This is a genomic window from Mycolicibacterium nivoides (genome assembly GCF_003855255.1).
GTDB lineage: Bacteria > Actinomycetota > Actinomycetes > Mycobacteriales > Mycobacteriaceae > Mycobacterium > Mycobacterium nivoides.
In genome coordinates, this window is sequence record NZ_CP034072.1 from 4,975,928 (window position 1) to 5,002,020 (window position 26,093).

Below are 26,093 nucleotides of genomic sequence, written 5' to 3' on the forward strand. Positions count from 1 at the left end.
CCGACTACTCACATCACCTCCCCTGGGACAAGTGACCATCAACGGGTCACACCGCCCCAAGGGAGATGAGAGATGGTTCGTTCGTACCTCGGCGCCAGTGGTGCTGTCGCAAGCGCAGGCATCGTGGCGTTGGTCCTGGTGGTCGTAACCCCATCGGAAGCCCACGCCGCGAGCATCGACATGCGCGCCGTGCGCGTGACGTCCATCGCGTTTCCCTCGGCGCCGGCGACGACAGCAGCCGAACTCCCGGCCACACCGCCCGACCCGGTCGCGTTCCTCACCGAGAACGCCCAGATTCTTTCTGACGGCATCGGGCAGTCGGCCAATCGCGCCACGGTCGCCGTGGTCGGTGAGGTAGTGCTTCCGTTCGTGACCGCGTTTTTGGCCGTGGCGTCACCAGCCCGGATTCCCACGATTCTCCTTCTGGCACAGGAGTCCTCGGAATCCATCTGGACCGGAACACTGAACACCAAATTCGGACTCGACTACGACGAATTCGTCCCCGGCTTCTACATTCCGGCCGACGTCAAGCCCACAGGCAACCCCGGCGACGCCCATGACTACGCATTGCGCCAGATCGTCGACGGCGCCGTTCTGCCCGCGACGATCGTGGCCGTCAACCAGGTGGCCGCCAACCTCACCGAGGCGGGCGCCCCCGAGGTCATCGAGCAACTGCTGCTTTCGTCGGAAAAGCTTGGTGCCACAGCTTTTCAGGTAGCGGCCTATGTCCGCGCCTCGGCGGTATCGGCCGTCCAGGAACCCATCATCGCGGCCACCGAGGGCGGTGACGTCGGTGCCGCCATCCAGGCAGGGGCCACGCAGGTTCAGAAGGCCGTGTTCGGCGACCCGACCGCCGCCGACGCCCACGTCGACCCTTACGACGCAACGAGTCCCACTGCTCCGTCGCTGGCGAAGCTGGGCGCGATCGGCTCGGTGACCACCGTCGCGCGCCAGGAAACCGAAAAGATCGCCGGCGCGCTGGTCCCCTCAAGCAATGTGCGTACTGCGGCCGACGATCAGGTGAGCTTCGGCAACGGACGCACCATCGTCCGCTCCTCGGGCACCGACAGTTCCACTACCAAGAGCACCGCGAACCCGACCAGGAAGAAGCCGGTGCGCGATGCGATCACCAAGGTGCGCAAGGACATCAGCCACGCCGCCACCCAGGTTCGCGACAACCTCAAGACGGCGGTGGGCCAGTAGGTTTCGCGGCTTTCAGGCAGGTGTCTTGGGAGCCGGACGCTTGCCGAGTGTCGCATTCAGGACCAACGATTCGAAAAGTCGGTTCACGCCGTCCATCTCGTCGGGCTCGGTGACCGCCGCCGCGTGCGCGAAGCCGTCGACAATCGCACCGATCACCCGCGCCACCTGGACCGGGTCGTACTCTGCGGAGATCCGCCCGGCCCGCTGGCCCGCCACGACAGAGCGGGCCAGCGCGTCGGTCATCCGCGCGCCCTGCTTCGAGTAACCCGCGATCAGCTCCTGGTGCCGACGGGCGTCGATCGGTGCCGTCGCGACGAAGCCGGCAAGTTCGGGATACTCGCGGTTGATCCGCATCGATTCGGTCAATGCCGCGCGCAGCAGTTCGTCCATCGAGTGCGGCCCGGCCATGGCCGGTGCGGCACTGGCCAGGATCTTGCCGTAGACGTCATCGCAGACCGCCTCGAACAACTTGTTCTTCGTCCCGAAGTGGTAGTAAACCGAGCCCGCCGTCACGCCGGCCATCTCAGCGATCAGATTGTTGGTCGCGGGTCCGTAGCCGAATTGCGCAAAGCATCGACACGCTGCATCGATGACCCGTTGGCGGGTGTCGCCGCTGTCGATCCCGGCGGGCCGTCCCGGTCCGGTTCTGGCGGTCTTGGGCGCGCTCATCGGACCATCTTGACGCAGAGACACGGGGTCCGGGGTGACCACGTCAGTTGTCAGCGGCGCCCCCGACCAACCGCCGCGCCTACTGCCCGATCCACTCCCGGGCCCGCGCGAGGGTGCCCGCCCGATCAAACGTGTCGGCCTCCCAAGTGGTGGACCGGACATCGCCGCGGTCTCCGTAGCGGCGCATGATGTCGACGTGATGCGGCAGACCGATGAACCGCTGCAGTGCTTCTCGGCTCGTCCAGACCGAGATCGACCCGCTGAGACCCGAAGCGGGCAGGCTCCACAACCACAGCCCGACCGCGCCCGGCATGGCATACCAGCCTTCCCTCATCCGCATCCCGTTGTAGGCGACGCCCGGCAGATGCCGCAGAGAATGCGCGGCATATTCGGTCACGCTCACGACGACCGGCCCGTCGTCGGTGGAGGCGGGCCCGGGCATCCAGGAGACGATCAGCGGTCGGACGACGGCTGAGGCGAGGCTGTTGATCGAAGACATGCCATCACGATCGCTCCTAGTATTGGTATATGTCAGGGTCCAATCGTGGAGGCAATCAGCAGACCAATTTTGCTGATGCCGGATTTCCCCCGGATCTTCTGGTCGCCCTGGACCGGACGTCACGCGACGGGCTCGCGATGCAGTTGCAACATCAACTCCGCGTGGGGATACAGCAGGGCCGGCTCGCGGCAGGGTCACTCCTACCGCCGTCCCGCGCGCTGGCAGCACAGCTCGGCGTGGCCCGCAGCGTCGTCGTCGCCGCCTACGAACATCTGGTCGCCGATGGATATCTGTCCGGACGCCAAGGTTCCGGAACCAGGGTCAAACAGGTTGCCCAACAACCATCTCCGCACGTACGTCGAGCGCGGGATCCGGCCGCGCCGTTGGGCGGCGGCCTGCCCGACGCCGCATTGTTTCCGCGTACCGAATGGCTGCGGCACTACCGCAACGCTCTCACCGAGGTGCCCAACGCCCAGCTCGGCTACCCCGGCCCGCTCGGAACTCGCTCGCTGCGCGAAGCCCTCTCCGATTACCTGGCCCGGGTACGCGGAGTTGCGACCACGCCCGACCGGATGATCGTCACATCGGGCCTCACACAGGGAATCGTGCTGCTGGCCCGGTCACTGCGGGCACGGGGATGCCAGACCCTCGCCGTCGAGGACCCATGTTTCGGATTTCACCGCGACGCCATCGCACGCGCCGGGCTGCGCGTGGTGCCGGTACCGGTCGACGAGAACGGGCTCGAGGTCGCGAGATTGGCCGAACTCGACGTCGACGGCGTGCTGGTGACTCCCGCCCACTCGTACCCGACCGGTGTCGTCCTCGCCGCGGACCGCAGGGCAGCGCTGATCGAATGGTCCCGCGACCGGAACACGCTGATCATCGAAGACGACTACGACGCCGAATTCCGTTACGACAGAAGCCCTGTCGGCGCCTTGCAGGGACTCGACCCGGATCACGTAGCCTATGCGGGCTGCGTGAGCAAAACGCTGACTCCCGCCCTACGACTCGGTTGGATGGCACTGCCGCCCTGGCTGATGGAGTCCGTCGCGGCCGAAAAACTGCACGACGACATGGGCAACTCCGCGCTCGAGCAACTGGCCCTGTCCCGGTTCATCGGCACCGGAGGGCTGACTCGCCACCTGCGGCGGGTGCGCCCGGTGTATCGCCGGCGACGCGACGCCATGCTCGCGGCGATCAGCGTCTCGATGCCCCAGACGCAGCCGACCGGCATCGACGCCGGTCTGCACGTCTACCTTCGGCTGCCGGGCAACTCCGACGAGGACACCGTCGTCGCCACCGCCCGGGACCAGGGACTGCGTCTGGACGGTGCCCGCTGGAATTGGTCCGACCCCGATTCAGCACCGCCGGCCCTGGTGATCGGATACGGCGCACTGGGCGAGGCCGCAATCCGCGACAGCATCGGCCGGCTCGGGTCGATCCTCACCTGATCGACGGGGCATCAGAGCCGCTATCCGCGTCCGCCAAGGGCAGCACGCCGTCGATGGCGGCCGCCACGACCGAAGCCGCCATCGCATCGCAGCCGAGGAACAGTCCGCGGTTGCCGTGGCCGGCCAGCGCCTCGGCGTCGCGACGCTGAGGGCACCGCCCGATCTCGCGGTGACTGTGCTTCACGTCACACCATGGTCTAACACTCAGGTGTCCGCTCCGGCGCCGAAAGTCCCACTGGCAGGGATCGAAATCCGATTCGGCAGGGGTGTCTAGCCGCCGACCTGCGGGAGCTCGTCGGCGGCGATCTCGCACGGTGTCTTGTCGGCGGGTGCCACCAATGGCTCGGCCGGCGGGGTCGGGGCAACCGGCGGTGCGACGACGGCCTGCGGTTCGACGTCGTCGGCGGCCGGGTCAGCGGGCACGGGCGCGTCGGGTGAATCCTCCTCGACCGCTTTGCCGTCAGTAGTCGCGTCGGTGTCCTCCTCGGTGGCAGCGTCTTCGGCTGCCGGCGCGTCGCCGTCGTCAGACTCGCGGTCGTCCGCGTCGTCGTCCGACTCGTCGAGATTGTCCGCGTCATCCGCGTCCACGGCATCGACCGCGTCAGATGTCTTCGGTGTGTCGAATTGCCCAGGCAGCCCATTGTCGGCGCCCGACCCCAGCGATCCCTCCGAGGTCGATCCGATCAACCCGCCGAACAAGTCTGCGAGTTGTTGACCGATCCCGGACAACCCGGATCCCCCACCCGACAACCCGGCCCCGGACAGTCCACTGCCGAGCGGCGAACCCCATCCCGATGCGGGATCGGGTGCGGCAGAGTTGGCGGCCGGTGGCGCGGATGGCGGGATCGGATCGGCGGCCGCCGACGCGAAAGGCGGTGCCGCAGCGACGGTCTGCGGGACCGTCTGGGGCATGCCCGCCGAGTCTGCCGGGCCCCACACCGGCGCCGGGCCGGAGGCGGCGGGCGCTACGAATCCGGCGGGAACCGTTCTGGCACTGCTCACCGGCGGGTCCGCTGAAACCGCCGCACCGATACGGGGCGTCCACGAGGGCCCGAGATCACCGGGGATCTCGAACACCGGAGCCGGGCGATCAGTCAGCGCCATGATGGCGGCACTGTACGCGTCGTCCACGGCGGTGGTCGCCGAACGCATCTCCGCCACCCAGTCCGCCCCGATGTCGTTGTCGACGAACGGTTTCACCTGCGCATCGATCAGTTCACTGGCGGCGGCGCGATCTCCGAGGCCGGTCCGCACGGTGCGGGCCGCGGCCAGCCAGGTATCGCGTTGTGCCGCACAGCGCGTCGCGATGCGTTCGGTGGCCGCGACCTTGCTGTCGACGGCCCGGTACAGCTGATCACGCAACGCGGCCATGGTGTCGGCCGCTGCCCGTACGGCGGCAGCGGCCTGCTGCGCCGCCCCACCGTGGCGCAGCAGAAACTCACGCGCTGCCTGCGCGCCGCCGCCCTGCCAGGCCTGGGCGAGTACCGTCAGCTGATCGTCCTGCAGTCGCAGCGCCTGCTCGGCCGAGCCCGCGGCCGCCGCCAAGGCCACACAATCGCTGTCCAGCGTCCCGAGGTCCAGGCCGTCTTCGGTGGCGTACCAGTCGTGCACCTGGCCGACGTGTGCGGTGAGGTCCGGATGCTGATAACCCAGTAGCCCACAGGCCCAGACGAATTCGGCAAAAGTCTCGACCGTGGGCTGTCCCCGGTCCAAACGTGCTGCGACATCCACGGTTTGGGCCACGCCTCAACCCACCCGTGCGGCCGCGGCGGCATCCGCGGCGACGTACCGGTCGGTGGTGCTCCGCAGCACCGCGGCGACCTCACCGGCAGCGCGGGCCCATTGCCGTACGGGCGCGATGCACTCGTCGAGCGCGGCCCGCACCGACTCACCCGAGGCCGTGTGCGCCCGCCCGGCCGTCGCGCCGTCGAATCGCAGACGCATTCGGATGCCGGAATCGACGATCTCGGCGACGGCATCGTACTGCCGTGCCGCCTGCTGCAACGCCGGAACATCGACGCGCGCGGTAGTTACCTCTCCCATGCCCGGTTTAGACGCAGCCGGGAGCCGTGCGGTTCCCTCAGGTTGACTGGCCGCTGACCGAATCGGCCACCCGTACCGCGAGCAGTCGGGCCGTGTTCTCGTCGGCGGCCTCGACCATCACCCGGACCACCTGTTCGGTACCCGAGGGCCGCAACAGGATTCGGCCGGTGTCGCCGAGTTCAGCCTCGGCCTCGGCCACGGCGGACTGCACGGACGGCGCGGTGGCCACCGCGGCCTTGTCGTCGACCGCAACGTTGATCAGCACCTGCGGCAGCGTGCGCATCGGCTCGGCAAGCGCAGCCAAGGTACTGCGGGTCTGGGCCATCCGCGACATCAGCCGCAGGCCCGTGACGATGCCGTCACCGGTGGTGCCCAGTCCGGGCAGCACGATGTGACCCGACTGCTCACCACCGAGCGAGAACTCGCCGGCCCGCAGTTCCTCCAGCACGTAGCGGTCCCCGACACCGGTGGTGCGGACCTCGATACCGGCCGCCCGCATGGCCAGGTGCAAACCGAGATTGCTCATCACCGTGGCCACCAACGTGTCGGAGGCCAGCTCGCCGGCCTCCTGCATGGCCAGCGCCAGCACCACCATGATCGCGTCGCCGTCGATGAGCCGGCCCGAGGCGTCTACCGCCAGGCACCGGTCGGCGTCGCCGTCGTGGGCGAGGCCAAGATCGGCGCCGTGCTCGAGAACCGCGGCCTGCAGCACATCCATGTGGGTGGATCCGCAGCCGTCGTTGATGTTGAGGCCGTTGGGCGCGGCGTTGATCGCGATGACGTTGGCTCCAGCGGCCCGGTATGCGCGCGGAGCAGCCGCCCATGCCGCACCGTGCGCGCAGTCGACGACGACGGTGAGGCCGTCCAGGCGGGTGGTCACGGCCTTGGAGGCGTGGCGCAGGTAGCGGTCCAACGCGTCCTCGGCGTCGAGAACCCGGCCGATGCCGGCACCTGTCGGCCTGTTCCCGGGACCCGCCTGCACGAGTTCCTCGATGCGGTCCTCGGCGGCGTCATCGAGCTTGTGCCCGCCGGGACCGAAGATCTTGATGCCGTTGTCGGGCATCGGGTTGTGCGACGCGGAGATCATCACTCCGAAATTCGCGTCATAAGCGCTGGTCAGATACGCCACCGCGGGCGTCGGCAGGACACCGACGCGCAGGACGTCGACACCCTCGCTGGTGATACCGGCGATCACGGCGGCTTCCAGCATCTCGCCGCTGGCACGCGGATCACGGCCCACCACGGCGACCCGCCGGCCATGTCCCGCGGAACTGCCGAGACGCCGGGCAGCCGCCGAACCGAGTGCTACCGCCAGTTCAGCAGTCAGATCGCGATTGGCGACCCCGCGCACCCCATCGGTGCCGAACAGTCGACCCATGCCCTTAAACTTCTCATAATTGGCTGCCGGAAACACAACCGACGAGGTCAGCGACCATCCCGGGGCCAGATCGATACTCGTTCGTGATCCTCGGATGCACGATCACCGGATCCCTGCCCGCGGCTGACCGCGGACAGGGTCGGTGACGAATCGCTAGCTGCCTTCGCTATCCGACGAGGAGTGGCCGGCCCCAGGAGCCTGAGGCGTCGTCGGCGCCGTCGGCGCGACGCTGCGCGGCGCCGTCCCCTCGGCCGCGTTGCCGGGCCGCTCAGTGGTGCCGTTCTGGCTGAACGAGATGGTCCCCAGGTTGTTGGTGCACACCACGTGGTCGGCGCCGTTCGTGTCGACGCCCTGCACAGCAGTGGTCAGCGATGACGTGTCGGTGTTCTCGCACACCCCCGCCGCGATCTGTGCTGCCGCGGCGGTGTCGACGTTCTCCAGGACCGAGACGTTGCCCAGGGTGAGATTCACCTTGCCGTCGCCGAGCGTGTCAGGCGCGGCGTTGGCGATCCCCAGGCCGACCGTAAACAGCAGCGATCCGCCGAGCATCGCGCCCGCGGTCGCAGTCTTCACGAAGTTCCCCACAATTGCTCCTTCCGATGGAAAGCGGCCCCGGTCCCCCGACGTCGGTACGACGTTTCACCGGTGGCAGGAAGGTCCTGCGGTGCACAACCCTGCTGACACAAAGCGGCCCCCTGCTCTCCGCCCAGAGGGCTTCCCGCCACACCGGTGCTCAAACCCGGAATCAGCAGAAAATTGCCCAACATGGTCGTCTGCCGAGGTCAGCCCCCTGAAATTCGTCCGGAGGCATGCCCTCGACGAGACCCCGGACATAAAACAAACCCGCCGGGTGTGTACATGACACACCCGGCGGGTTCGTTCGGCCGTAAAGGCGACAGATCAGCGCTTGCTGTACTGAGGCGCCTTACGGGCCTTCTTGAGGCCGTACTTCTTGCGCTCGATGGCACGCGGGTCACGGGTCAGGAACCCGGCCTTCTTCAGTGCCGGCCGGTCCTCCGGCTGCACCAGGATCAGCGCCCGGGCGATCGCCAGGCGCAGGGCGCCGGCCTGACCCGAGGGGCCGCCACCATCGAGGTGGGCGTAGATGTCGAAGTGCTCGAGGCGGTCGACGGTGACCAGCGGGGCCTTGATCAGCTGCTGGTGCACCTTGTTCGGGAAGTAGTTCTCCAGGGTGCGGCCGTCCAGGTTGAACTTGCCGGTGCCGGGCACCAGGCGAACTCGCACCACGGCCTCCTTGCGGCGGCCGACGGTCTGGATCGGGCGGTCGATGATGACCGGCTCGCGGTGCTCCTGCTCCACCTCGACGCTCTCGGTCACGGCTTCGACGACGTCGCCGTTCTCAATCGTTTCGGTCACTGGGCCACCTGCTTGATCTCGTACGGAACCGGCTGCTGCGCGGCGTGCGGATGATCCGGACCGGCGTAGACCTTGAGCTTCTTCTGAATCTGACGACCGAGCTTGGTGTGGGGCAGCATGCCGATGATCGCGTTCTCGACGACGCGGGTCGGGTGCTTCTCCAGCAGCTGGCCGATGGTGCGCTTGCGCAGACCGCCCGGGTAACCCGAGTGGCTGTAAGCGAACTTCTTGGTGAGCTTGTCGCCGCTGACGGCGATCTTCTCGGCGTTGATGACGATGACGAAATCGCCACCATCGACATTCGGCGTGAATGTCGGCTTGTGCTTGCCGCGGAGCAGCTTGGCTGCTTCGACGGCGAGCCGGCCGAGCACCACGTCCTGGGCGTCGATGACGAACCACTGACGCGTGGTGTCACCCGCCTTCGGCGTGTACGTAGGCACAGCGCATACCTCTATCTTTATTCGAGCGTTAGCTCGGGTTTCGGACCCCGGAGCGAGCCGGGTGCCGGTCGCGGCGCGTGTACTCGGTTTCCCGGCGACCGACATTGACCCGGGACCCGCTCGCCCCAAAGGGCAGCACACACCAACGGAGCAGCTTACCGGTCGGCGTCGAGGCAGGTCAAAACGCCCTTGTGGGCCCGACGCACAGACTGGGCCGCAAAGCCCCGCCCCACGTCACCCGGCGCTCTGCCGCCCTCCTGGAGAACTCACACCGCGGACGCATCGCAACTCCCAGATTCCGGGCGTGCACTGGGGTGACCGAAGGCGGCGGCATTGCCGTCAGAGGAGGCCGCCCTGCCGTGACGGGTGACCGTTGCCGAGGCCGGGTCTAGTGCTTCTTCTCGGCCTGCGCCTGGTCCTGCGCGGCCTGCTGTTGAGCAGCCTGAATCGCCGCGCGGCCCTCCGGGCTGGCCGCGGAGTTACCGGGTCCGGTGGCCGATGCCACCGACTTGTCGCAGTTGAGGGACACCAGCGTCTGATTGGTGGCCGAGCCCGTGGTGTTGGGCGGTGGCTGCACGGTGCGGTCCTGTTGACGGGTGACGACGCAGTCCGACCAGGATTCGCGGTCACCGACGGTGGTCTCCACCACGGGCGAGTACCCGGCTCCGCTGAGCGTGCCCGATGCGTCGCCGTACTTCTGGCCGACGACATCTGGCGACGATGCGTGTGCGACACCGCTCATGACCAGAGCCGCCAGCGGCGTCGCGAAGGCCGCCGCCACCCCGGGAATGCGCGTTGACATGCGTTCCACCACAACCTATTTCGCAACCGGAGGGGTGGTATCGGTGACCGTGCTACCGAGTTTCATCGGGCCGACCACGGGCTGGGTGAAAACCGTGTTCGTCGGCGCATCACCGGATCCGGCGAGCGGGTTGCCCTGCCCCGCAGGCATTTCCTCGGGATAACCGAACGCGAACGCCGCCATCGCCGAGATGGCGGCGACACCAAGTAACACGCCCGTTACCTGTATCCGACTGTGCCCCTTGAGCTTCAGCTGCCCCTCGTGTGTACTCATGGCGCATATGTGACGCCCGAATTCTGTAGGGCACCCCGCCAGCGGGCTGTGGAATTGCTGAGCCAGGAAACTCCGAGCTTTACGCCAGCATTCTCACGGCGTCAGGACACCCCGTCCTGCTGGTCGGGCACCACGCTTCCGTCCGGACGGTGCAGCGGGCCTTCCTTACCGCTGGGCTCGATGTAGCCCTCCGTCGCGCACTGGTATGCGTCGCCCTGCTTCTTCTTCGGCTCGATGAACATCGGATTTACGACCCAGCGACCGTCGGCGTTGTCGTAGGCCGAGCACATCAACTCGGTCTTGTTGCGGTTGAGCACCAGGCGCAGGGCGGTGGCATCGGTGAGGAACGTGACGTCGGTGTCGGAGTCCCCGGCGCCGAAGGCCGCGCGCTTGGGCTCGGCCTGCTGCTCGAACGCGGCGGGTCCCTTGACCCCGAAGACGTCCTCGTTGACCCGGCACCGCTTGCCCTCCATGTACGGGATGGCCGTCTCGCCCCCGCACGCCACCAACTTCGACGTCAGGACATCACCGTCGCGCTCGGTCCGCACCCCCATCACCTTGTCAGGCGTGAAACCGAGGTCGGCCGCCCACACCCGCACCACCGGCTCCGCCGACGCGGAGATGATGCGCACGTCGAAACCGTTGGCGCGCAAGGTTTCCACCAGATCTCGCATTTGCGGGTAGTACCGCACCCAGCCAGTCTCGTCGCCGCTGCCGACCTTTTGTTCGGTGCCTTCGGCCGCCTCGAGGTTCTCCTTACGGGCCGCCTCGGCGAAACCGGTCAGCTCGGATTCGTGCCAGCCGGCCAGCATCTGCGCCGCCCACGCGTACGACGGTTCGAACCGGCGGGCGTTGAACCCGGCGAACGCCGCCTCGTCGGCCCGCGTCTCCCCGTCGGTGTAGACCGACAGCAGTTCGTCGGCGCACCCGAGGTCGGTGTTGGTGGGCATGGGCTGGCCGGGCGTGGCCGCGGCACACGCCTTGGCCAGAGCCGCCGCGGCTTGCGGGGTGAGGTAGGGGCTCGTGGTCGACCAGTCGCCACCGGCAGGTGCCCGCAGCTTGCCGTTGCGCACCATCCAGAAGAACGTCGCATCGCCGATGTCGTTCTTGACCACGGTGTTGTCCCAGTCGAACAGCGCGAGCGGTGCGCCATCGGCCACCGAGCCGTTGGCCCCGCAGGTCCCCAACTCCGCGAGCATCGCGTTGATCCGGTCCCGGTTGTCGCCGTACCAACCGGGGTTCTCGGCCAACGTGCGACAGGCCGCGGCGGGAGTCTCGGCCGAGGTGCCCGACGACTGCGAAGACTCGGTGCCGGAGCCGCACCCGGCGACAGTCAGCACCGCGGTCACTGCGGCAACGAGTAGGGACAGCGGTGCGCGTGAGGTCATCAAGGGGTTCCCTGTCTGGTGAGTTCGACTAGGTCAGTTCGGCGAGACCCGGTGTGCCGAGCGCCGAGGTCCGTGAGGTGTCCTTCAGGTCGACGCCGGAGCGGCCCAGGGCCAGCGCACCGTCGACCAATCCGGCTGCCACCCGCGCGGCTTCGGCGTATCCCAGGCCGTCGGGCGGGTGGATGTTGGAGATGCAGTTGCGGTCCGCGTCGGTGCGGCCGGGCATCGGCAGGTGGGTGAGGTAGATGCCGAGGCTGTCGGCGACGCTCAGACCTGGCCGCTCCCCGATTATCACGAGCACTGTCCGCATGTGGGCCTGCGCTGCGACGTGGTCACCGAGGGCGACGCGGGCCTGCGTCGCGATCACCGGCGGGGCCAGGGTGTAGCGGTCCCGCAGCTCGGCCACCAACGCCGCGAGCAGCGTCGCACCGTGACGATCCAGTGCGGTCGGCGACAACCCGTCGGCCAGCACGAAGCCGATGTCGGCCGGGGTGTCGGGCACCTGCATGCCCTCGGCGGGCTCACGCCCCAGATCGGGCCGGCGCAGATACTCGTCGCGGGAGGTGGCCTTACTGGTCACCACCGTCGGCTCACCGATGCCCACGTTGCGGACCGCCGTCACCAGTTGATCGGTGTCCAACGGCACGTGCACGGCATCGCGGGCCGCGGCGTGCGCCGCGGCCAATTCCAGCACCCGGCGGGTGGGCAGTGCGTTACCGGCCCGACCCAGCCCGATCCTGGCCTGCGTGGTCTTACGCAGCTCATCCCAGAACTCTTGGACCGCAATCTCATTGGGACTCATGATGTCTCCGCGGAAGTCAGGGACCGCAGCACCGAACGCTCCAGGTCGAACGGCGTCAGCTTGCCGGAGTCGTCGACCATGCCGACGCTGCGCAGCCAAGCCTCGAACTCGGCGGCCGGCCGCAGGCCCAGGGTGCGCCGGGTGGTCAGCACGTCGTGGAACGACAGGCTCTGGTAGCCGAGCATCACGTCGTCGGCGCCCGGCACGGTGATGACGAACGCCACTCCGGCCGCGGCCAACAACGTCAGCAGGTTGTCCATGTCGTTCTGGTCGGCCTCGGCGTGGTTGGTGTAGCAGACGTCCACCCCCATCGGCAGGCCCAGCAGCTTGCCGCAGAAGTGGTCTTCCAGGCCCGCCCGGATGATCTGCTTACCGTCGTAGAGGTACTCCGGCCCGATGAACCCGACGACCGTGTTCACCAGCAACGGCTGCAGGTCGCGGGCCACCGCGTAGGCACGGGCCTCCAGGGTCTGCTGGTCCACCGGCTTGCCGCCGACGCCCAGGTGCGCACCGGAACTGAGCACCGAACCCTGCCCGGTCTCCAGGTACATGACGTTGTCGCCGACGGCGCCGCGGCGCAGGCTGCGCGCCGCCTCGTTGCCCTCCCGCAGCAGCTGCAGGTTCACCCCGAATGCGGAGTTGGCCCCCTCGGTGCCGGCGACGGACTGGAACATCAGGTCCACCGGCGCACCGGCCTCCACCAACCCGATCGTGGTGGTGACATGCGACAGCACGCAGGACTGGGCGGGGATGTCGTAGCGCGTGCGGATCGAATCGAGCAGATACAGCAGGTCCGCGGTGGCCTGCGGCGAGTCGGTGGCCGGGTTGATCCCGATCACCGCGTCGCCGCAGCCCAGCAGCAGCCCGTCGAGCACGGCCGCGGCGATCCCACGAGGGTCATCGGTGGGATGGTTGGGCTGCAGTCGGGTGGCCAGGGTGCCGCGGGCGCCGACGGTGGTCCGGAACGCCGCGGTCACCTCCGCGGCGGCCGACACCGCGATCAGATCCTGGTTGCGCATGATCTTGCTCACCGCCGCAACCATTTCCGGGGTCAGCCCCGGTGCGACGGCGGCCAGTCGCTCGGCGCTGTGATCATGGGCCGCGGTGTCCATCAGCCAATCCCGCAGCCCGCCGACGGTCAGATGCGAGATCTCCGAAAAGGCTTGCCGGTCATGGCTGTCCATGATCAGCCGGGTGACCTCGTCGGTGTCGTACGGCACCAGTTCCTCGTTGAGGAAGGTGTCCAGCGGCAGGTCCGCGAGCACCCAGGCGGCCGCGGCGCGTTCACCGTCGTGCTCGGCCGCGCAGCCGGCGAGCTGATCGCCGGAGCGTAGCGGGGTGGCCTTGGCCATCACCTCGACCAGACCGTCGAAGCTGTAGGTCACCCCCGAAACCTGCTGGTGGTACTTCATTTCAGGGCACTCTCCGCTTCGGCGAGCATCGCGAACTCCTCGTCGGGCGAGTTGGCCACCAGGCGGTGGCGGCTATAGAGCGCGAAGTAGAGCATGAACGCGCAGAACACGGCCAGGCACAGGCCCGCGGCCACCGGGCTGACCACGAAGGTCGCGATCAGCGCCACGACCGCCACGACGAGGGCGAAGCCGGTGGTGACGATGCCGCCCGGAGTGCGGTAAGGGCGCTTCATCTCCGGCTCGCGGACCCGCAGCACGATGTGGCTGATCATCATCAGCACGTAGCTCAGCGCGGCGCCGAAGACCGCCATGTTCAGGATCAGATCACCGTGGCCGGTCAGCGACAGCAGGAAGCCGATGATGCCCGGGACGATCAGCGCGAGCGTCGGGGCCTTGCGCTTGTTGGTCACCGACAGCGAGGTGGGCAGGTAACCGGCCCGCGACAGCGCGAAGGTCTGCCGCGAGTAGGCGTAGATGATCGAGAAGAAGCTCGCGACCAGCCCGGCCAGGCCGATGTAGTTGACCAGCTTGGCCGCCGTGCCGGTACCGCCGAGCGCCTGCACCAGCGGATCGTCCACGGTCGACATCGCGTCGGCACCGCCGGCGCCGGCCGTCAGGAACAGCACCGTCACACAGGTGACGATCAGCACCGTCATCGCGGCGATGATGCCGCGCGGCACGTTGCGCTCCGGGTTCGCCGTCTCCTCGGCGGCCAGTGGGACGCCTTCGACGGCCAGGAAGAACCAGATCGCGAACGGGATGGCGGCCCAGATTCCCAGGTAGCCGTGCGGCAGGAAGCTCGAAGCGCCGAGCGCGGCGGCGTCTGGGGCGATGTCGGTCAGGTTGGCGACGTCGAAGTGGCCGATGGCGCTCACGGCGAAGATGACCAGGCCCAGCAGCGCGATCGCGGTGATGACGAACATCAGGCGCAGCGCCTCACCGACACCCGCGAGGTGGATACCGATGAAGATGACGAACGCGGCCAGGTAGACCCACCAGCCCTTGTGAATGCCGAACAGGCCAAGGGATTCGACGTAGCCGCCGATGAACGTGGCGATCGCCGCCGGGGCGATCGAGTATTCGATCAGGATCGCGGTGCCGGTGGCGAAGCCGCCCCACGGGCCCAGGGCGCGGCGGGCGAAGGTGTAGCCGCCGCCTGCCGCGGGCAGTGCCGAGGACAGTTCGGCCAGGCCCAGCACCATGCAGAAGTACATGGCGGCGATGACCACCACGGCGATCAGCAGGCCCCCGAAGCCGCCCTGTTCGAGGCCGAAGTTCCAGCCCGAGAAATCGCCGGAGATCACGTAGCTGACGCCGAGGCCGGCCAACAGCAGCCACCCCGCGCTTCCGGATTTGAGCTGACGTTTCTTCAGATAGTCAGCGCTCTCCAGGTGTTCTTCCACACCCGCCATTTCAAACTCCTTCATTGACAACGGTTTCGTATGTCTCGTTATGTGATGCCGTCAGCTGATGACGGTCTTGCAGGCGGCGGCCCACCTCTAACCCGGCAACACCGCCGGGCCGACGCCAGATCTCCGGCGGGGCAACCTTCCAAAGGTATGAAACTCAACCTTTAATCGAAGATTATTGCCCCACTATGCGGCGGTGTCTACCCCAACGGCGAATTTCGTTGTCAATAGTTGGGTTTGAGTGGCACTCCGACCACGATCCGCGCCGCATTGTGGCCGAGTACGCGGCGCGCCCCAGCGTCGGATCCTTCACCAGAAGACAGCTCGGGCAACGGATCTGACAATTTGGCGTGCTGCACGCACACCTCGCCGGCGGCTCCGACACCCACCCCGACATTTAGCGGCGATCTGAGTGCCGCGCGGCGCGCCAGTTCCGCCGCCGCCACCCCGGCGTCGCTCGGAACCAACAGATACGGAACACCTTCTTCCTCGATGCCCGCCAGCACGTCCCGTTCGATCACACGGCTGCCCGCACTCAACACCACGATCGCGGGACGATCGGGGTGACCACCGCTATGCACTGGCGCCCACTCCGACCAGTCGAGCGTGTGACGCCACCAGGCCTGTGGCCACCGCATTCCGCGGTCCTTCAGACCCACGCACATTGCCTGTGCCGCAGACAATCCCGAAGGGGGCCAGGGCATCCGCGATGAGCTCGGGGATCTCGAAGTCCAGCGCGCACCCACCGAGCAGCACGACAAACCCGATTTGGCGCAGGTCGCCGGCGGGCGCGACAGCCCGCAGCGCGCGCAGCGCGTTGGCGACGAAGACCCGCTCCTTGGCCGCGCGGCGCACCGACCTGATCCGTTCCATGGAATGCCGGGTGGGGATCGCATTCATTCCGTACTCGGCCAGCGTGACCACCCGCGCGAACGATGTGGCAGGCAACGGCTTCTCGAAGAACATCACGGTGTTGTTCTCCAACCGGACATGAAAGAAGCTCTCCGCCTTGCCCAACGGCGATCGCTTGATGTCTTCGGCCAGTTCCAGATTGTCGAGCCCGAGCTCGGCGTCGATCAGTTTGGTGACCAGATCGCCCGCACCGGCCAGATGCACGGCACTGATACCGGCATCCACTTCGACGAGTGCGGCATCTGTCGACCCGCCACCGAGATCGAGCACCACGAGCGGCTTGTCGGTTCCCGGGGTGGTCAGCGCGCCGAGCGCCGCCATCTCGGCTTCGACACCCCCGACCATCACCTCGACACCTGCGGCCCCGGCAGCCCGCAACCGGCTGCGCACCTCCTCGGCCACCGCACGCATTCCACTTTCACGAGTCCGGACCATGGCGGCCAGCGCTACCGCGTTCTCCAGGGTCACCTCGCCGGCAACTCCACCGCGAACCTCTTGTGGCACAAAGGTATCCACTGCCAGCAGATCTTGAATGCGCACATCAGCGAGGGCGTGACCGGAGAGCTCGGCCATGCTGCGCCGGACGTTGGCTATCATGCCGCCGGCGTTGGTGCCGGACTCCCCCGCCACATCCGCGAGTGGAGCGACCCGCTCGACCGCGCCCATAATCTCCAGTGCACCGCGGGACACGTCGACCGTCGCGCGTTTGTGCACGCCGGACAGCTCGAGCGAGCCCGCCGGGATACTGCGATCCGCGACATCGCCTGCGGGAGTGCGCACCACCACAGCCGAGCGGTTGCCGGTCAGCGCTCGGGCCACCGGCGAGATCACCTTGGTGGCAGCCGCGTCCAGATCGAAGATCGTCGCCAGGCCATAGGCATTGGACAAGGTCCGGATCGAGTTGCCGGGCGCGGCCACCTCGACTGCGGCCAACATGCCCAGAGGCAACGCATCGATGCGCGATACCTCATCGATCACCGGAACCACGGTGTCGAGCCGATTGGCCACCAGCACGGCGTCGTCGTTGGCCAGGATCACCCCGCGTACAGCCAGGCCGCGTGCGGTCGCGGCATTGATCGCGCGGGCCGCTTCCTCGAAGTCCACTCCCCTGGGTACAACGACGATCGCCTCGGTGCCGGAAGGGGTTTGGGCGAGGACGTCGATTGCGACGGTGAAGCCCACACCGAGGCCGCGGCCACCCGGGGTGCGCGGGTCATGGCCGATCATCGTCGACTCGGTGATGATGGTCTCGGTGATGGTTTCCATCGCCATGCCACTGATGACCGGGGTGGCCTCGTTCAGCAAGACGATGTCGAGCTCGGCCAGCTCGATCGCACTCGTCTCCAGCGCACGAACCACCGCCTGGGCCACCCCGTCGACATTGCCTGCAGTGCCCTTGACGCCGGTCGTCGGAGTCAGCGCGGCGCCACGGAACCGGATCGAGCCGTCATTTGCGACAACCGCGGCGCTGGCCTCGGTCGTCGAGTTGCCGATGTCGACACCGACAACGGTCAGTGCCATCAGGTGCCCAGTGCCTCAGGGGTCAGCTCGGCGAACTCCGGCGTCACCTCTACCGGGCGAGCCTGCTTGCGGATCTGCTCGGTCTCCTTCAGATGCAGCAACGCCGCCTTGGCCTGCCAGCGGGGCCGGGCCATCTGATCGTTGAGCGTCGGAACCGGCTCGGGCGACTCACCTTTGGCGTATTGGGCGGCGTTCGAGCCGATGCGGCGATACGTCTCCAACGTCATCAGAGGGCTCTGCGGGAACAGCTCGAGGCTGGACAATCGCGGGAGATCACGCTGATGGATCATCGATGTGCCGCGAGACAGGATGCCGATGCCGATTCCCGATCCGCTCAGCCTGGCCGCCGCGTGCGCGACCACGGCAAGGTCGCTGCTGTGCCGGATCCGGATGCATCGTGCGGCCACCTCCTGCTCCTCGATGCCGGCCAGGATCTGGCGGATCACTTCGGCATGAGACAGGCCGATGATGGTCTGGCTGAAGAAGTCGGCGAACGCCGGCGAAATCGCCAGCACCACTTCATCGGAACGCTTTCCCGGTTCCGCCGGCCGCTCGCCGGTGAACGTCAGGGTGCGGGGCCCGGTCACTGCCGACATGTCACTCGACCTCCAGTTCGGGGTTCTCGGCGCTGGTCACGTGACGCAGCCGCTTCATCTCCTCCCAGCGCGCGCCCGTGGGGCGGTAGCCGGTGCCCGGGCCTGCGTAGTCATTGCGGTCGTTGACCGCCGACAATGGCCGCAGCTCGCGCGTCATGATCGCCGACGTCTGTAGGAGGTCACCCGAAACCCGTTGGCGCAACACGGCCAACAGGTTTTCGGCGATGTCGGAAAACCCGGTGGATTCCAGCGCCTTCACCAGATCCAGACCGGTCACGCCGCGGTCCATCACCTGCTGCGCGCCCTTGAGGTCTTCCAGTACGTCACGCGGGATCAGCTCGCGGCTGCCGTGGGCGTACACCGCGGCCTCGATCTCCGCATCGGTGATAGCGGGCAGATCGAGGTAGGCGAACACCGCCTGCAGCGCCTTACCCGCCCGGCTGCGCGCGGCGAGGATCTCGGACTCGTTGACATGGCGCAACCCGCCGTCGATCTGCAGGTCCCGCTGGATGGTGTTGAAGTCGTCGAAGTCCTCGGCATCGACGTTGGACCCGGCGAACATGTTGTCGTAGTTGGGCGTTGCCGAATACCCGGACGTGATGAAATCGGTACCCGGCATCATCTGGGGCAACAGGCGTGCCGTCCGCCGCATCGGCGAATGCGAGAAGGACTGGTCATTGCCGGACGCACACTCCAGGTCCACCGCGGAGGCAATGAGGTTCTCGGCCGCGACCGCCCGGATGCCCGCCGGTACCGCACCCGGTACGCCGATGCAGGAGATCGAACCGTTCTGCAGGCCTTGTACGCCTGCGCCTTTCGCCACCAGGATGCAGCGGATCTCCAGATACAGCATCGAGCGGCCCTCGGCGTTGCCCATCTGCACCTCGGAACCGGTGCCTGAGGTGAACCGCATCTTGATCCCCCGCGACGCGTAGGCCGCCGCGAGAAATGCCTTCGACCACGGCGTGTCATCGCCGTCGACGAACACCGACTCGGTGCCGTACACCGAAATGGTCTCGGCGTACGCAGTGATCCCGCGCATGCCTAGCTCCAGCTCGGTGGCCTCCTCCAGCGCGCACTGAGTCAGGCGCCCACCACAGCCGACTTGGCTGCCGATCTGCAGCGCCATCGCCACCAGCGGGGCGTAGCGCACCACACCCAAAGTCGTTTCGACTTCCGAGAATCCGCGCAGCGACGCCTCGGCGGCTTCACAGGCCACCTGCAGTGGGTTGTCACGAGCGCTGGTGCAGTGCGCCTGGTTGGCCGTTGTACGACGGGCCCGCATCTTCTGCATCCCCATCATGATCTCGACGATGTTCATCGTCTTGGCGACCTCGAGCAGCTTGGCCGGGGTCAGGCCACCGGTCACCGCGATCACCTCGTCACGGGTCACGTGGGGATCGACCAACATCCGGGCGATCTCGACCGCGGGGATTGCCATGGCCTGTTCCGTGGTGGCCACATCAATGGCATGGTCGGCGATGAACTGGTCGATGAAGTCGAAGTCGGCGCGAGCGCGGCCGTCCATCTCGACGATCACGCCGTCGGCGACCCGCACGCTGGGCGCGGGATCGAATTCACTGTCCAGCGCGACCATGCCCACCTCGGGCCATTCCTCGACGAAGCCGTCGAGGTTGACCGGCCGGTCCTCCAGCACCTTGGTGCGCTCGGACTGCCTGCGCCGGCCGGCCGCGGAATGTTGTGGCGATACTGCCGTCACCGGTGTTCTCCTATTCGCTGGTGGCCAGGATGTCGCGGCGCTCGTAGACTTCGGCGGCCTCGCGGACGAGCCCGGCCAGCAATGTCGCCCCGTATTTCGTGTCCAACTCGTCGGCGATCGCGTCGAGCTCGGCCCTGGTGGAGGCGTTGGGCCGCAACGCGTTGTAGATCTGCAGCACCCGCTCATCGCTGATGGCGGTCATCTCCGCAGCGCGACGCAGGTTCGAGCCGAGCTGCCGGCGTCCCACCTTCTCGGCGATCTGCGCCTGCAGTCGCAGGGTCGGCGGGGTGATGCGTAGGTCCGACGCGACGACCTCACCAGACATCACCGCATCCATGGTGATGTCACCGATCGGCTTGCCGTTGGGGGTGAACAGCAGATCCTCGCGATGGATGCTCAGCGGGTAATCGACTGAAGGATCGAGGATCGGTTCTGTCATTCACTACTCCAACTGACTCGGGGCGGTTCTCCCACCGACGTGCAACACAACGCGGTCCAATTGTGCGCTGCATCACGTTGCATCAAGGTTGCGCCGCAGGTCAGTGCGGCTAATCTGTCCCGACGATGGACGCTGGAAAATCCGACCCGATCGCCGCGCTGGGTGAGTTCTTTGCCCTTCCTGCGGCCGACCCCGTCACCTGGCGGCCGATCGCGTCCCTGTGCGGCGACCAGGCGGCCGTGCACGAATACACGATGCGCACCCGAGCCGCGACCGCATCCGGTTTCGGGATCGACGAAGCCGATGTCCCCGTCAAGGCGGCGGCATCCTCCGTACACCTGTCGATCACCGCCAGACTGGTGTCCCCCGTTGTCGGTGCCGCGGTATGCCTGGGTACCGTCCCGCTCTTGACCTTGGATTCGCTGTTCTGGCAATCTGATTCGTCCCACCGACCGACCCTCGGTACGGCCGGCGCCGAGTCGGTGACCGAGACCGATCCACACCGGGCCGCGGCCGTCATCACCGGTTCTCTGATCGGAAACGTGTTGAGCCTACTGAACGACACCATGCGGTTGGCGGAATCTCTATCGCCCCAGGTGATGTGGGGCAATATCGCCTCGGCGGCCAACGGTGCCGTCACCGTACTGGCCCAGTCCCGTCCCGACGCGCGGGCCCGCGGCCGCGCCCTCATCGACGCGCTGATCGCGACCGAACCGCTGTGCGCCACCGCGGACTTCGCCGGAGGTCGGTTCCGGCGCCGCAACTGCTGCCTGTTCTACCAGGTTCCCGGCGGCGGCTACTGCGGCGACTGCGTTCTTGTCGACAGCGTTCCCGGCGGTGTGACCGGCTGAAGCTACAGGGCCGCGGCCCCTGCGGTGGCCACCGCTACGTCCTGCTCGACGCTGCCGGCGCTGACCCCGACCGCGCCGGTCACGACGCCGTCGGCTTCCAGCGGTATTCCGCCGCCGAACACGACCAATCCGCCCGAGGTCTGCTCCAGGCCATACAGCTCGCCGCCCGGCTGGCAGACGTCCATCAGCGCGCTGGTGGGCAGGTTCATCATGACGGCGGTGCGCGCCTTGCGGATCGAGATGTCGATGCTCGCCTTGATCGCGCCGTCCATGCGCACGAAGGCGACCAGATGCCCTCCGTCATCGACCACTGCGATGTTCATAGGCTGGCCGATCTCCTCAGCCTTGACTATTGCGGCGTCGATCACCTTCTGCGCGGTTGGCAGCGGCAGGGAACCCATGAGTCTCCTCGCGAATCATGTTGATGGACAGTTTTTGTCAAGCAATACCGCGAGTGTGAGGCTGTTACGAGCGTGCGGGTCAGATGTCGCAACAGCTTCACACTCGACGGCAGATCAGGGGACCTCTGCTACCGGTAGTCGATGACGATCCGGCCGTCGATCTGTCCGCGTTCCATCCGGTCGAACACGTCGTTGATCTGATCGAGCGACGTCGTCTCGACAATCGGGTGGATCAGGCCACGGTGGTAGAAATCGAGGGCTTCGACCATGTCCTGGCGCGAACCCACGATCGAGCCGCGGATCGTCAGCCCCTTGAGCACGATGTCGAAGATGGGCGCCGGGAAGTCTCCCGGCGGCAGCCCGACGAACACGATCGTGCCACCCCGGCGAGCCAGCCCGATGGCCTGGCCGAACGCCTGCGGATGCACCGCCGTCACCAGCACGCCGTGCACGCCACCGGTGGCCTTCTGCACCTCGGCCACGACATCGGAAGTCTTGGCGTTCACCGTTACCTCCGCGCCGAGTCGGCCGGCCAGTTCCAGCTTGCTGTCGTCGATGTCGATCGCGACCACCCGCAGACCCATCGCGCGGGCGTACTGCACCGCGACGTGCCCCAGCCCCCCGACCCCGGAGATCGCCACCCATTGACCGGGCCGGGTGTCGGTCACCTTCAGGCCCTTGTAGACCGTCACCCCGGCACACAGAACGGGTGCCACCTCGACCGGGTCGGCGCCGTCCGGGATTCGTGCGGCGTAGGCGGCGTTGACCAGCATGTAGGAGCCGAAGCTGCCGTCGACGCTGTAGCCACCGTTGCGCTGCTGCTCACACAGGGTCTCCCAGCCAGTGCGGCAGTACTCGCACGTGCCGCAGGCCGACCACAGCCAGGCGTTGCCGACCTTGTCGCCAACCTTCAGGTCGGCCACTGCGGGCCCCAGCGCCACCACGGTGCCGTAGCCTTCGTGGCCCGGCACGAACGGCGGGCTCGGCTTCACCGGCCAATCGCCATGCGCGGCATGGAGGTCGGTGTGACACACGCCGGAGGTCTCGAGCTTGACCAGTGCCTCACCCGGTCCGGGTGTCGGCAGGTCGAGCTCGGAAACCTGCAGCGGGGCACCGAATTCGGTGACCACCGCCGCGCGCATCCGGCCGGCACTGTTGGCGCCGACGCTGTCGTCGAGAGTCTGAGTCATGAGTCGTTCCCATCATTGAAAGGTGTTGCTGGCAGCCGATTTTTGTTGTTATTCGGTTATGCGACTCCGCGGGCAGCACCGGCACTCACCGGGCGCTGCCCGCGCGGCAGCATGACGACCTTTCCGGGCCGGACTCGTCGAGCTCGACGGTCTAGAAGAAGCCCTGGGCCTTGTTGGCGTAGCTCACCAGCAAGTTCTTGGTCTGCTGGTAGTGATCGAGCATCATCTTGTGGTTCTCCCGGCCGATGCCGGACTGCTTGTAGCCGCCGAACGCCGCATGCGCGGGGTAGGCGTGATAGCAGTTGGTCCACACCCGGCCGGCCTTGATGTCCCGGCCTGCGCGGTAGGCGGTGTTGCCGTTGCGGCTCCACACGCCGGCACCCAGGCCGTAGAGGGTGTCGTTGGCGATCGAGATGGCGTCGTCGTAATCCTTGAACGACGTCACCGCGACGACCGGGCCGAAGATCTCCTCCTGGAACAGCCGCATCTTGTTGTGCCCGGTGAAGATCGTCGGGGCCACATAGAAGCCGCCGTTGAGATCGCCACCCAGATCGGCCCGCTCGCCACCGGTGATCAGTTGGGCGCCTTCGGATTTCCCGATCTCGATGTAGGACAGGATCTTCTCCAGCTGGTCGTTGGAGGCCTGCGCACCGATCATGGTCTCGGTGTCGAGCGGGTCGCCCTGACGCACTGCCTTGGTGCGGATCGCGGCCAATTCCAGGAACTCGTCGTAGATGTCGGCCTGGATCAGCGACCGCGACGGGCAGGTGCACACCTCACCCTGGTTCAGGGCGAACATGGTGAACCCTTCCAGGGCCTTGTCCTGGAAATCGTCGGCGGCGGCCAGCACATCGGAGAAGAAGATGTTCGGGCTCTTGCCGCCCAGCTCGAGCGTCACCGGGATGAGGTTCTGGCTGGCGTACTGCATGATCAGCCGGCCCGTGGTGGTTTCACCCGTGAAGGCGATCTTGGCGATCCGGTTGCTCGAGGCCAGCGGCTTGCCGCACTCGACACCGAACCCGTTGACCACGTTGACCACACCGGCGGGCAGCAGATCACCGATCACCGACATCAGGTAGAGCACCGAAACCGGGGTCTGCTCAGCGGGTTTGAGCACAACCGCGTTGCCCGCGGCCAGCGCCGGGGCCAGCTTCCACACGGCCATCAGGATCGGGAAGTTCCAGGGGATGATCTGGCCGACCACGCCGAGCGGCTCGTGGAAGTGGTAGGCGACGGTGTCCTCGTCGATCTGCGAGAGCGAGCCTTCCTGGGCACGCAGCACACCGGCGAAGTACCGGAAGTGGTCGACCGCCAGCGGGATGTCGGCGTTCAGCGTCTCGCGGATCGGCTTGCCGTTGTCCCACGACTCGGCCAGCGCGATGGATTCGAGGTTCTCCTCGATCCGGTCGGCGATCTTGTTGAGGATGACGGCGCGCTCGGCCGGCGAGGTCTTGCCCCATGCCGGCGCGGCAGCGTGGGCGGCGTCGAGCGCCTTCTCGACGTCGGCCTCGGTGGAACGGGCCACCTCGCAGAAGACCTGACCGGTGACCGGCGTCGGGTTCTCGAAGTAACGGCCCTCGGCGGGTGCGACCCACTCGCCACCGATGTAGTTGTCGTAGCGGGCCTCGAACGACATCAGGGCGCCTTCGGCACCCGGACGTGCATAAACAGTCATGGCAATCTCCTGCATCGGACACCAGATGTGTCGGTCATCACTAAAGGTAGTCAGCAGTAGGTTGCAGCACAGTTGCACTGATCAAAAGCAACGTTGCACAGGACCGTGGACCGGATCAGCCCAGTTCGGAATCGATTCCCGCCAGGTGGCCGCGGGCCTGGGCGCGGGCCAGCGGGTCGGCCTCGGCGTGGTCGTGCAACACCCGCCAACCCTGCCGGTCGTCGCGGCCGTCGGGCAATGCCAACCAGCGCCGCAGCAGGCTGAGGCTGCCGCCGGCCAGCACCGCTTCGCGCAGGCTGGCGCTCAGTTCGGTGCGCAGCCGCGCGATGGCCGGGGAGACCGATTGCGGCAACAGCGCCCCCGTGTACGCGTCCAGGGCGGCCGAGACGTTCCCGGCCTGCAGCGCGTCGAAGACGTCGCCCATATCGCTGGCCACCGGCATCAGCAGCCGGTACGGCCGCGACTCGATGTAGGTGCTGCCGATGACCCGGCGCAGCCGCGACACCTCGGCCCGCACGGTGACCACGTCTAGGTCCTTGTCGTCGAGCAGGATGGCCAGGTGATCGGCGCTCAGCCCCTCGGGGTGCCGGATCAGCAGGACCAGGATGTCGGCGTGCCGCCCGGTCAGCCCGCTGGATTCGGGCCGGCCCGCGGCGTCGGTCACCTGCCAGCGCGGGCGGTCGGCGCCCAGCACCGTCAACCGTGCCCCCTCGGGGGCGGCAGGTGCAGCGGGTCCGGTGAGCCGTAGCAGGGCCAGCTGGTTCTCGACCGCGACTGCGGTGGCCCTGACCAGTGCCAATGTCTGAGGTGACGCGACCGCGGACCCGCCGGTCAGGTCGATGGCGCCCAGCAGCACCCCGGTGGCCGGGTCGTGAACGGGCACCGCGGTACAGCTCCAGGAGTGCACGGTACGGGAGAAGTGTTCGGACCCGAGGATCTGCAGTTCACGGTCCAGCGCCAGCGCGGTGCCCGGCGCGTTGGTCCCGGCTGCCCGCTCGCTCCAGTCCGACCCGGGCACGAAGTTCATCGCCTCGGCTTTGCGGCGTACGCCGGCGTCTCCCTCGACCCACAGCAGGGTGCCGTCGGCCGCGGTGATCGCCACCACCACTCCGGCACCGACGGCATCGTCGACCAGCAGGCGGCGGATCAGCGGCAGGGTGGGCGCGAGCGGATGCGTGTTGCGCAAATCGGTCAGTGCCGCCGCGGCGGCGGCCGCCCGGGTGCCCAGATCGGGGTCGACGCCGGTGGCCAGGCTGCGCTGCCAGCTCTCCATGATGACGCGGCGCACCGGGGCGGAATCCAGGGAATCGGCGTCGACCTGGCCTTCGATGAACAGGTCGTGGATAGCGCGCACCTTCGCGGGCAGGGCCCGGGCAGACATCCGGCCTCCCGCGTTCCTCGATGCGGCCACGGCGATCATCTCTCCCGGCGTCGGGCCATTGGTATGGCATTCACGCGTAACCGCCAGGATAGTTGACCAGCCCGACCTGTGATGGATACCACCGGGAGGTCGACCAGCAGAAATCGGGGAATCGACCCCGCTACCCGTATAGTTGGGGCACGGCGGCTTGTCTGTTCTGCCTTTGCCGCCTTCTCGATCGTCAAACCGAGCGCCGCGAGATGTCACTCGCGCCGGGCAGGA

At 67.4% G+C, this 26,093-nt stretch carries 27 protein-coding genes; 3 read left to right on the top strand and 24 right to left on the bottom strand.

Translation table 11 applies throughout. The features are described from left to right. Window positions 1-72 precede the first annotated feature (72 nt). On the top strand, window positions 73-1,203 hold the full coding sequence (locus EH231_RS24250) for a hypothetical protein (protein ID WP_090424723.1): 1,131 nt from the start codon (window positions 73-75) through the stop codon (window positions 1,201-1,203). A 12-nt stretch (window positions 1,204-1,215) separates the two neighbouring features. Here the strand turns inward: EH231_RS24250 and EH231_RS24255 are convergent, their stop codons facing one another. Together EH231_RS24255 and EH231_RS24260 are read right to left on the bottom strand one after the other, a co-directional pair. Continuing rightward, window positions 1,216-1,872, bottom strand: coding sequence for a TetR/AcrR family transcriptional regulator (locus tag EH231_RS24255; RefSeq protein WP_090424906.1), 657 nt, complete (start codon window positions 1,870-1,872; stop codon window positions 1,216-1,218). A 79-nt stretch (window positions 1,873-1,951) separates the two neighbouring features. Beyond that, the gene (locus EH231_RS24260) at window positions 1,952-2,371 is read right to left on the bottom strand and encodes a hypothetical protein (protein WP_090424722.1); all 420 of its coding nucleotides are present in this window, start codon (window positions 2,369-2,371) and stop codon (window positions 1,952-1,954) included. 29 nt (window positions 2,372-2,400) lie between these two features. On the opposite strand from EH231_RS24260, the gene pdxR reads away from it, so the two are divergent. Then, window positions 2,401-3,822, top strand: coding sequence for a MocR-like pyridoxine biosynthesis transcription factor PdxR (gene pdxR / locus EH231_RS24265; protein WP_090424721.1), 1,422 nt, complete (start codon window positions 2,401-2,403; stop codon window positions 3,820-3,822). Here the strand turns inward: pdxR and EH231_RS24270 are convergent. The 18 genes from EH231_RS24270 to EH231_RS24355 form a co-directional block, all read right to left on the bottom strand. Beyond that, window positions 3,815-4,006, bottom strand: a complete 192-nt coding sequence (locus EH231_RS24270) for a hypothetical protein (RefSeq protein ID WP_090424720.1) — start codon at window positions 4,004-4,006, stop codon at window positions 3,815-3,817. The two genes, pdxR and EH231_RS24270, sit on opposite strands and share 8 nt — an antisense overlap. A gap of 86 nt (window positions 4,007-4,092) precedes the next feature. Beyond that, window positions 4,093-5,565, bottom strand: a complete 1,473-nt coding sequence (locus tag EH231_RS24275; protein WP_090424719.1) for a hypothetical protein — start codon at window positions 5,563-5,565, stop codon at window positions 4,093-4,095. A 3-nt stretch (window positions 5,566-5,568) separates the two neighbouring features. Then, complete coding sequence (locus EH231_RS24280) at window positions 5,569-5,865, bottom strand: type VII secretion target (RefSeq protein WP_124713479.1); 297 nt, start codon at window positions 5,863-5,865, stop codon at window positions 5,569-5,571. Between the two features lie 37 nt (window positions 5,866-5,902). Beyond that, on the bottom strand, window positions 5,903-7,243 hold the full coding sequence (glmM, locus tag EH231_RS24285) for a phosphoglucosamine mutase (RefSeq protein WP_124713480.1): 1,341 nt from the start codon (window positions 7,241-7,243) through the stop codon (window positions 5,903-5,905). Between the two features lie 153 nt (window positions 7,244-7,396). Beyond that, window positions 7,397-7,828, bottom strand: coding sequence for a hypothetical protein (locus EH231_RS24290; protein WP_234927022.1), 432 nt, complete (start codon window positions 7,826-7,828; stop codon window positions 7,397-7,399). Window positions 7,829-8,143: 315 nt separating this feature from the next. Next, the gene (rpsI, locus tag EH231_RS24295; protein ID WP_409544395.1) at window positions 8,144-8,608 is read right to left on the bottom strand and encodes a 30S ribosomal protein S9; all 465 of its coding nucleotides are present in this window, start codon (window positions 8,606-8,608) and stop codon (window positions 8,144-8,146) included. Between the two features lie 8 nt (window positions 8,609-8,616). Further along, complete coding sequence (rplM, locus tag EH231_RS24300) at window positions 8,617-9,060, bottom strand: 50S ribosomal protein L13 (protein WP_090424717.1); 444 nt, start codon at window positions 9,058-9,060, stop codon at window positions 8,617-8,619. A gap of 388 nt (window positions 9,061-9,448) precedes the next feature. Beyond that, window positions 9,449-9,862, bottom strand: a complete 414-nt coding sequence (locus tag EH231_RS24305; RefSeq protein ID WP_124713481.1) for a hypothetical protein — start codon at window positions 9,860-9,862, stop codon at window positions 9,449-9,451. A gap of 15 nt (window positions 9,863-9,877) precedes the next feature. Further along, entirely contained in the window at window positions 9,878-10,135 is a 258-nt protein-coding gene (locus tag EH231_RS24310; protein ID WP_124713482.1) for a hypothetical protein, read from the bottom strand. Between the two features lie 101 nt (window positions 10,136-10,236). Then, complete coding sequence (locus EH231_RS24315; protein WP_124713483.1) at window positions 10,237-11,523, bottom strand: HAD family hydrolase; 1,287 nt, start codon at window positions 11,521-11,523, stop codon at window positions 10,237-10,239. Between the two features lie 28 nt (window positions 11,524-11,551). Continuing rightward, a complete protein-coding gene (eutC, locus tag EH231_RS24320) occupies window positions 11,552-12,325 on the bottom strand; it encodes an ethanolamine ammonia-lyase subunit EutC (RefSeq protein ID WP_206429608.1) in 774 nt (257 codons plus the stop codon). Continuing rightward, on the bottom strand, window positions 12,322-13,737 hold the full coding sequence (locus tag EH231_RS24325; RefSeq protein ID WP_124713484.1) for an ethanolamine ammonia-lyase subunit EutB: 1,416 nt from the start codon (window positions 13,735-13,737) through the stop codon (window positions 12,322-12,324). The genes eutC and EH231_RS24325 overlap by 4 nt, the downstream gene beginning before the upstream one ends. After that, window positions 13,734-15,149 carry an ethanolamine permease gene (eat, locus tag EH231_RS24330; protein ID WP_090424713.1) on the bottom strand — a complete coding sequence of 472 codons (1,416 nt, stop codon included), beginning with the start codon at window positions 15,147-15,149 and terminating at the stop codon, window positions 13,734-13,736. The genes EH231_RS24325 and eat overlap by 4 nt, the downstream gene beginning before the upstream one ends. 221 nt (window positions 15,150-15,370) lie before the next feature. Beyond that, complete coding sequence (locus EH231_RS24335) at window positions 15,371-15,667, bottom strand: glycerol dehydratase reactivase beta/small subunit family protein (protein WP_241177798.1); 297 nt, start codon at window positions 15,665-15,667, stop codon at window positions 15,371-15,373. A 52-nt stretch (window positions 15,668-15,719) separates the two neighbouring features. After that, entirely contained in the window at window positions 15,720-17,579 is a 1,860-nt protein-coding gene (locus EH231_RS24340; protein ID WP_124713486.1) for a diol dehydratase reactivase subunit alpha, read from the bottom strand. Then, entirely contained in the window at window positions 17,579-18,175 is a 597-nt protein-coding gene (locus tag EH231_RS24345) for a propanediol/glycerol family dehydratase medium subunit (RefSeq protein ID WP_090424710.1), read from the bottom strand. The genes EH231_RS24340 and EH231_RS24345 overlap by 1 nt, the downstream gene beginning before the upstream one ends. Window position 18,176: 1 nt before the next feature. Continuing rightward, the gene (locus EH231_RS24350; RefSeq protein WP_090424709.1) at window positions 18,177-19,895 is read right to left on the bottom strand and encodes a propanediol/glycerol family dehydratase large subunit; all 1,719 of its coding nucleotides are present in this window, start codon (window positions 19,893-19,895) and stop codon (window positions 18,177-18,179) included. A 10-nt stretch (window positions 19,896-19,905) separates the two neighbouring features. Further along, window positions 19,906-20,334 carry a diol dehydratase small subunit gene (locus tag EH231_RS24355; protein ID WP_124713487.1) on the bottom strand — a complete coding sequence of 143 codons (429 nt, stop codon included), beginning with the start codon at window positions 20,332-20,334 and terminating at the stop codon, window positions 19,906-19,908. 125 nt (window positions 20,335-20,459) lie between these two features. On the opposite strand from EH231_RS24355, the gene EH231_RS24360 reads away from it, so the two are divergent. Beyond that, on the top strand, window positions 20,460-21,185 hold the full coding sequence (locus EH231_RS24360) for a (2Fe-2S)-binding protein (RefSeq protein WP_090424707.1): 726 nt from the start codon (window positions 20,460-20,462) through the stop codon (window positions 21,183-21,185). 2 nt (window positions 21,186-21,187) lie between these two features. Here the strand turns inward: EH231_RS24360 and EH231_RS24365 are convergent, their stop codons facing one another. The 4 genes from EH231_RS24365 to EH231_RS24380 all read right to left on the bottom strand — a co-directional run bounded on the left by EH231_RS24365 (window position 21,188) and on the right by EH231_RS24380 (window position 25,871). Further along, the gene (locus EH231_RS24365) at window positions 21,188-21,586 is read right to left on the bottom strand and encodes a GlcG/HbpS family heme-binding protein (RefSeq protein ID WP_090424706.1); all 399 of its coding nucleotides are present in this window, start codon (window positions 21,584-21,586) and stop codon (window positions 21,188-21,190) included. A 128-nt stretch (window positions 21,587-21,714) separates the two neighbouring features. Next, entirely contained in the window at window positions 21,715-22,776 is a 1,062-nt protein-coding gene (gene adhP / locus EH231_RS24370) for an alcohol dehydrogenase AdhP (RefSeq protein ID WP_234927020.1), read from the bottom strand. A 151-nt stretch (window positions 22,777-22,927) separates the two neighbouring features. Next, window positions 22,928-24,451, bottom strand: a complete 1,524-nt coding sequence (gene adh, locus EH231_RS24375; RefSeq protein ID WP_090424899.1) for an aldehyde dehydrogenase — start codon at window positions 24,449-24,451, stop codon at window positions 22,928-22,930. 115 nt (window positions 24,452-24,566) lie between these two features. Next, window positions 24,567-25,871 (bottom strand): helix-turn-helix domain-containing protein, encoded by a 1,305-nt coding sequence (locus EH231_RS24380; protein WP_170856186.1) that lies wholly within the window; start codon window positions 25,869-25,871, stop codon window positions 24,567-24,569. Window positions 25,872-26,093: the final 222 nt, after the last annotated feature.